The 7144-nt window shown below is 54.4% G+C and carries 6 protein-coding genes; all 6 read right to left on the reverse strand.

All coding sequences use genetic code 11. The features are described from left to right. On the reverse strand, window positions 1-798 hold a 798-nt coding region (locus AC0TNJ_RS00110), incomplete at its 3' end, for a siderophore-interacting protein (protein ID WP_473769864.1). Further along, window positions 795-1805, reverse strand: coding sequence for an iron-siderophore ABC transporter substrate-binding protein (locus tag AC0TNJ_RS00115; RefSeq protein WP_081255545.1), 1011 nt, complete (start codon window positions 1803-1805; stop codon window positions 795-797). The genes AC0TNJ_RS00110 and AC0TNJ_RS00115, both read right to left, overlap by 4 nt. Before the next feature lie 8 nt (window positions 1806-1813). Then, window positions 1814-4273: a TonB-dependent siderophore receptor gene (locus tag AC0TNJ_RS00120; protein ID WP_244634878.1), complete on the reverse strand. Its 2460-nt coding sequence runs from the start codon at window positions 4271-4273 to the stop codon at window positions 1814-1816. Window positions 4274-4403: 130 nt separating this feature from the next. Continuing rightward, a complete protein-coding gene (locus tag AC0TNJ_RS00125) occupies window positions 4404-5366 on the reverse strand; it encodes a FecR family protein (protein WP_138725426.1) in 963 nt (320 codons plus the stop codon). A 93-nt stretch (window positions 5367-5459) separates the two neighbouring features. Continuing rightward, entirely contained in the window at window positions 5460-6014 is a 555-nt protein-coding gene (locus AC0TNJ_RS00130; protein ID WP_425305556.1) for a sigma-70 family RNA polymerase sigma factor, read from the reverse strand. A 331-nt stretch (window positions 6015-6345) separates the two neighbouring features. Beyond that, window positions 6346-7144, reverse strand: a 799-nt coding sequence (locus AC0TNJ_RS00135; RefSeq protein WP_473769865.1) for an ABC transporter ATP-binding protein, incomplete at its 5' end; no start/stop codon positions are given.

Here is a 7144-nt window from a genome sequence, read left to right on the forward strand (position 1 = left end):
GTAGCCGATGGCGTCGATGCGACGCTTGTCGAAACCAAGCACATCACGGAAATGCTTGCGGCAATCAGAAGCCGCCCGCGCCTCACCGGCGATGTAAATATAACCCGGACCTTCCGGCAGCTCCGTGATCGTGCGCGCAATGCGCGGCAACTCCGTATATCCAGGCCGTTCTGGCTTTACGCCATGGCAGGCGTGCCAAGTAACCAAAGCATCAGCCTTGGTGACTATGACCTGCCGATCATCCTTCGATGGAATTTCCACATGCACAATAGCCCGAAACCCTTCCGGCAGTTCCTCCAGAACACGACCAACAGCCGGAAGCCCGGTAATGTCGGTCAGCATCAGGAGCCACTGACTGCCCTTGGGAATCCAGAACCGGCCTTCCGGATTACAGATGCCGACCACATCGCCAACTTTGGCATTCATGGCCCAGGATGCTGCCACGCCGCCATCATGCGCAACGATGTCAATGGTCATCTTGCAGCGTTCAGCATCCCAGCGCCGTATCGTGTAGGGACGGTTCGGGCAGTGTTGCGAACCGTCCGGTCTGCCCCATTTGCCGTTTTCCATTAGAACGGGCAGCGTTACTGGCGTCTGCGCATCAGGCGGCAGTGCTAACCGTACCCATTCGTCAGGGTGGCCACTCGGCACCAGACGCTCGCCGCCATCAATCTTCAAAACAACCCGAACAAGAGAAGGCGACAAGTTCTCGACTGCAATCGTCTCGCCAAAAAAATAGTTTTCCACATAGGGATCGTGGTGATGATCGTCATCGTACGCCCGTGAAACTCGCATCATCGTTCTCGCTCCGCCTTGTATGCCGCCTCCGCCAGATGCGGGACAAATCTCGGGAATCCATAGGGAATGGAGAGGACACTCAAGGCCGACGTAGCCCAGACCGACACGGGATCCGTGAGCGCGACATAAGAACCACGCTTTATCGCAGGCAGCGTTTCAAAAAGCGGCTGCGTTTCCGCCGATGCCTTACTTACCCTGCTTCCGTACCACATGATCAGAATATCTGCGTCGATCTGATCAATCTGCTCCAGACTGACTGCAACGGAACTGCTGTCAGGAATGTCTCGATGCAGCTGTATAATTCCGGAAGTGGGGTTCATGCCCATTTCCATCAGCGCAGCAACACGATGATCATTCGGAAGGTAAACGACGATACCAGCAGCGCCGGAAACAAATGTTCCGAAAGTAAAAGTTTTTCCCTGCAAAACGGGATGACTACGGCCAATTTTTGAAAGTGTCGCCAACGTCTGGGAGATCAATCTTCGCGCTTCATCAGCCAATCCCAATGACTCGCCAATGATCTGCGTCTGTTCCTTCCAATCCGCTTGCCAAGGGCCAGATCGATACGCGATCGTGGGAGCGATCGTCGACAGTCTCCTGTAGGCAACAGCGTCAATTCCGGAGTAAATGCAGAAGATGAGATCGGGCCGAAGAGATGCTATTTCTTCGTAATCAATCCCACTGTTGAGAAGTACCGGCTTGTTTGTTCCCAACAGGTCCTCGACCCAGGGAAACATGCCACTTTCAAAAAGCGGATATTTTGGCATTCCCACTGGCGTTTTACCAAGTGCAATCAGCGCGTCTTCCCCGCTCCAGCCAAGTGTTACAATCCGGCCAGGTGTACCCCGCACTAACGTTTCACCGAAAGCGTGTGAGACAGTCCGCGAGAAGACGTTTGCACGGGCCGTCCCAACGCCAGATAGAAAGAGAGAGAACAAGCTGCCTGCCAGATATTTGGCAACGGTTCTTCGAGAAAGGCGCGTGCCCGCCGGTTTTCCGGCGGGCATTAGGTGCGTTACCATTTGTAGCCCAGATTTGCGTGAATCGTGCGTGGTTCACCGTAGAAGCAACCCGTATAGTAACTGCATCCTGAGACATAGGTTTTGTCAAACAGGTTGGTCGCGGTGATGTTCAACATCAATCCGTCAAGTTGCGGGGCCTTCTTTCCGAAATCGTACGAAATAGCCGCATCTACTACCGTGTAGGATGGATACTTGAAGGAATTCTCAGCATCGCCATAACCACTACCGGAATATCGGACACCAGCACCGATTCCGAGACCAGCTAGCGGTCCATCCTCGAATCGGTATTTCCCCCATAACGATGCGGAAACCGGCGGCATGTATCGGACCTTGTTACCCTGTGTGCCATCATCCGCTTTTGAATAAACAGAATCCGTGTAGGAGGCCGCCGCGATAATGTCCAGTCGATCGAAGAATGTTGCTTTTACTTCAACTTCGACCCCCTGAACGTGAATTTCACCGGTCTGAGAAGCTACGTTAAAAAGGTCCCAGGTGGGTACATTTTGTTGTTTCAGATCATACGCAGATAGCGTGAGCAGCGCGTCGTAACCGGGGGGGTGGTACTTCACACCAACTTCATATTGCTGACCGGTCGTGGGTTTGAACGGATTCGAATTTCCGTCGAAACCTGAATAGGGCATGAAGGACGTGGCATAACTAACATAGGGAGCAAGGCCGTTATCGAACAGGTAAGTGAGCCCCACACGCCCTGTGAATTCCCGGTCCGTCTTCCTAAATCTTGTGGAAGTCAACATATCGTAGTCATTCTGCCACGCAGTATCGTATCGTCCGCCAAGAGTCAGAATCCAGTTGTCCCACTTTATCTGGTCCTGGGCGTAAAAGCCGAGCTGGCTGATCCGGTTGTCCCAGCGAGCGCCGAGGCTTGGTGTATTATAAGTGCCGTACTGCGGATCAGTAATGCTTATTGGAGTGTTACCCCAGCCATAATAACCGGAATAGTCATTCTTGAACCACTTGTAGTCGATACCGACGATCGCATTGTGTTCTACATCACCAGTTGAAAATTTTGCCTGGAGATTTGTGTCAGTCGCAAAGACGGAGTTTCGCGATGCGTAATCATAGGCGTTGCGATTCAGTCTTGTATAATCGGTTATACCATTTGTCGTAACATAACCGTTGCTGAAGAATGTCTTGTAAGAGTCGTCAACGTAGATGAACTTCGTATTATGATGAATCGAAAAGACATCATCAAACTCGTGCTTGAAGTCATAACCAACCACCGCTTGGGATCGCTCATAGTGGTTGTAACCAGGCTCACCTGAGAAGTAGTCGCGATCAATCTTGCCAATCGGGCTGGATATGACGGTCCCTTCATAGGGCAACGGCCTATAATCGGGCCTGCCATCGTCCTTTTGGAAATGGGTGATGATCGAAAATTCGGTGCCTTCTTGCGGTTTCCATGTAAACGACGGCGCAATCATGAAGCGCTTCTCGTTCGTATAATCAATATTCGTGTCTGTCCGCGTGGCTACACCCGTAAGGCGATAAAAGAACTGATCACTGCCAGCGACGGGACCAGAAAAATCGAACGCAGTATACGCCCGCCCATTTGAACCCGTGCCAACAACAATTTCGCGAAGGGGTGTTGCTGTTGGGCGTTTGCTCACCATATTAACGATGCCGCCAGGATAATTCTGGCCATACATGACCGAAGACGGTCCCTTCAGAACTTCCACACGCTCCAGCAGATAAGGATCAATCTGTGGCGATCCCCCGCTATCGCCAATGTAAGGAAGATAAGTCCCATCGAGATAGAGCGGCGTAGGCGCAAATCCGCGCGCTTCAATATTGTCGAACGAACGTATGGAACTGCTGGCCCCTCCGACGCCAACCCCCGCGCTGTAGCGGACTGCGTCTCTAACAGTTTCGGCGCCACGGCTCTTGATTTCGTCTGCGGACACAACACTAATAGACTGTGGCACCTCGATCAAAGGCGTGTCGGTCTTCGTTCCAGTTGCTGACCGCGTTGCAACAATGCCATTAACCGGGCCCCAAGCGCTTTCACCCTGTACCGTGATGGTATCCAGCACTGTCGAGCCATCAGCGGCTACATTCTCGCTGCCCGTCGCCGGAGTTGAGATAGCAACCGTGGTTGCATTCGGAAAAGAATAAACCAGCCCAGAGCCAGCGAGGATTTCAGCGAGAGCCTGCTCGCGCGTTGCAGAACCAGAAAAACCGGAGGACGTCTTACCTGCGGCAGTAGATGCAAGATAGGTGACCTGAACACCCGCCTGTCGCCCGAAAGCCGTCAGAGCGCGATTGAGAGGACCAGCCGGAATAGAAAACGACGTCTGCGCCTGTGTTTGCGCGACCGCCTCTCGATGCGCTACCATGAGGCTGATGCCAATTGCCGTTGACATCAGAAGAGCGGCGATCAACGCCCTGCTCGTTCCCCTGAAAACCGTTTTGCTAATCCCACGCCCATCGACCATTAAACCTCTCCAATTCTTCAACGTATGGAGGGACAGGCCGTGCCTGAGCATCAGGAAAGTGCTGTCCCTATTACTGTTACAATCGGGGCAGCGAAATTTTCACCTTTTGGCTCAAGTTTTTCGATTTTTTTCAGAGGGGGGAAATTACCGTCACGAACGAGGAAATCTGGCGCACACGGGCACCGGCCGGATGGACCACCGCCTGGAGGGCAAGAAGCGGTTTGTTCAGATCGAAAACGCCGCTGACGCGCTGATTGCCGATAAAAGGATCGGCAATGACGATGCGTCCCGGTATCCAGCGGCCAATGCGAGCGACGAGAGCAGATACGGTTTCCCTTTCTGCGATGATGAGATTGTCACGCCATGATGCGACCTGCCCGCTTTCACGCTGGCCGCGGCCAATGTTGCCAGAGGAAGGATCGACGGTGATCCATTGGCCTCCGGTAAGGCTCACGCCCATTTCAAGCGCAGAGTCCGACGCCCGAACATCCACCAGACCATGATCGACGGAAACCGTCAGTATCCCAGCGTCATTCGACACATCGAAGGCCGTTCCAAGCGCCGTCGCGCTCAAAGTTCTGGAAAGGACAGAAAACGGTCGGTTTGCATCGCCCGCCACCTCGAAGAACGACATGCCGGCGAGAAGATCAATTGTCCGGCGCTCGCTGCGGAAATCCAGCGCAATGGCGCTTTCCGGGCCGAGCGTCGCAATGCTGCCGTCAGGAAGATTGACCCGACGTATTTCGCCTTTCTCCGTCATATAATCGGCGCGGGCTTGCAAAAGCATACCCGGCCCGAACGTATAAACGGCTGCGCCTGCGCCAAGGGCGGTGAACCCGCCGATCATGAAATTGCGGCGGGTGAGGCCGAGGCTTTCCCGCCGCTCTATCCGTCGCTTCTCCGTAAGAATTTTTCCAGATGCGCCATGCGCCTTCGATACACGCGCCCAAACCTCTTCATGTCGCGGGCCACGCGCACGCCATGCGCGGATCAACTCGATCGCCACCGGATTACCGGGATCGTTTTGCAAGCGGATAATCAGGTCAATCGCTTCATCCAGCAAGCGTTCCTGATCTGGCGTCGTCTCGTTCATTTGTATCCTTTCAGCAGGAGCGGCGAATCTCACCTGCCTCTATTTATTAATACAAACGAGCGGCGCGAATTTTCTCCTTCAGGATGAAATAAATCAGAACGCGTCCACGCGCCCGACCAGATGGCGGTACGCATCGCGGATGAGAGACCATGCCCGCGTGGTCGAAATGCCAAGCTCTTCGGCAACTTCAGCGATAGTCCTCTCGCCCAGGCGGTGCATCTCGAAAGCCTGTCGCGTCCGCTCCGGCAATTCGGAAAGCGCCTGTTGGGTCTGGACAAGGCATTGCCGCGAATAGACGATCTTTTCGGGAGACGGAGCCGGGTCCGGAATGTTGACCGCTTCTTCATCGTCAAGGGGGACCGTCTCGATCAAGGCTTCACGCCGTTGGTAGTTAAGACCAAGATTACGGGCAGCCTGATAGAGATAAGCTTTGGGATTGTAGTTCTGCGTGGTTTCAGCTGGCGGCGTTGCAATCACGCGCAGGAATGTATCCTGAGTGAGATCAGCGGCCGTATCCTCATTGATACCGCGGCGATGCAAGGACTTTGCTATTCCCCTTGCGTGACGCCGGAACAGATTGTGTATGTCCCAATTCAATTGCTGCCTGCCTTCAATCCGACGCTTTAAAACAGTGCCGGGATGGGTCACCGAACCAACGGCGCAATGCGGAAGCCGTGAGAACGGCCTCCGGCATTTCCTCGAAAAATGGAACGCTCCAATTACGCACGACCAATACCTCTGACGCAGCAGAGTGCCACGGTTTCGGTCATTGTTAGTCGCAATTGAAATTTCCTTGCAAGCGCAACAGTTTAGATTCATTCCAACCTGAATCCTCCAAGAGAATTAAACTTGTGATGAAAACTCATGTTAATCCATAAGATAAGCCGTATGCGGCTCAAATTCGGCGGATGGAAAGCAGATCAGGGGACTGCAAATTTCATTCAGAATGTTGCATAGCCGCAACGAAATATCATCCGCTTTAAACCGAAAGAGCAACCTGCCGCCCCTTCGGAACGATCAGCGGGGTATTTGACATCGGATCGGGAATGACGATGGATGGCAGGCCAAACACGTCTTCCACCAGTCCTTCCGTGACGATGGCCGACGGTTTGCCTTCTGCGACGATCATGCCGTCCTTCATGGCGATCAGGTGCGAGGCATAACGGCAGGCATGGTTGAGATCATGCAGCACGGCGACGATGGTGCGACCCTGACGGTTGAGATCGGCCAGCAGGTCCATGAGTTCGATCTGATGGGCGATATCGAGAAAGGTAGTCGGCTCGTCGAGCAACAGGATGGGCGTTTCCTGTGCCAGCACCATTGCGATCCAGACCCTTTGCCGCTGTCCGCCTGAAAGCTCGTCCACCAGACGGCCGGACAGGTCCGTGACGCGGGTTGCCTCCATCGCGGCAATGACGGCTTCCTCATCACCCTTTGACCATTGCCGGAAGAAGGACTGATGCGGATAGCGGCCGCGCGCCACCAGATCGGCGACCGTAATGCCCTCCGGCGCGATGGACGATTGCGGTAAAAGGCCGAGACGGCGAGCGACGTCCCTGGCGGCAAGATCGGTAATGCTCCTCCCGTCGAGGATCACCTGCCCGGCAGCAGGAACAAGAAGACGCGACAGGGCGCGCAGCAGCGTGGACTTGCCGCAGGCGTTCGGGCCGACGATCACGGTGAAGGAACCATCCGGGATCGAGACGGACAGGCCTCTGGAAATCGTCCGCTCGTCATAGCGCAGGGTTACGTTGTCGGCGTGAAGGCGACCAGACCGG

Source organism: Ochrobactrum sp. PL_is483 (genome assembly GCF_055816855.1).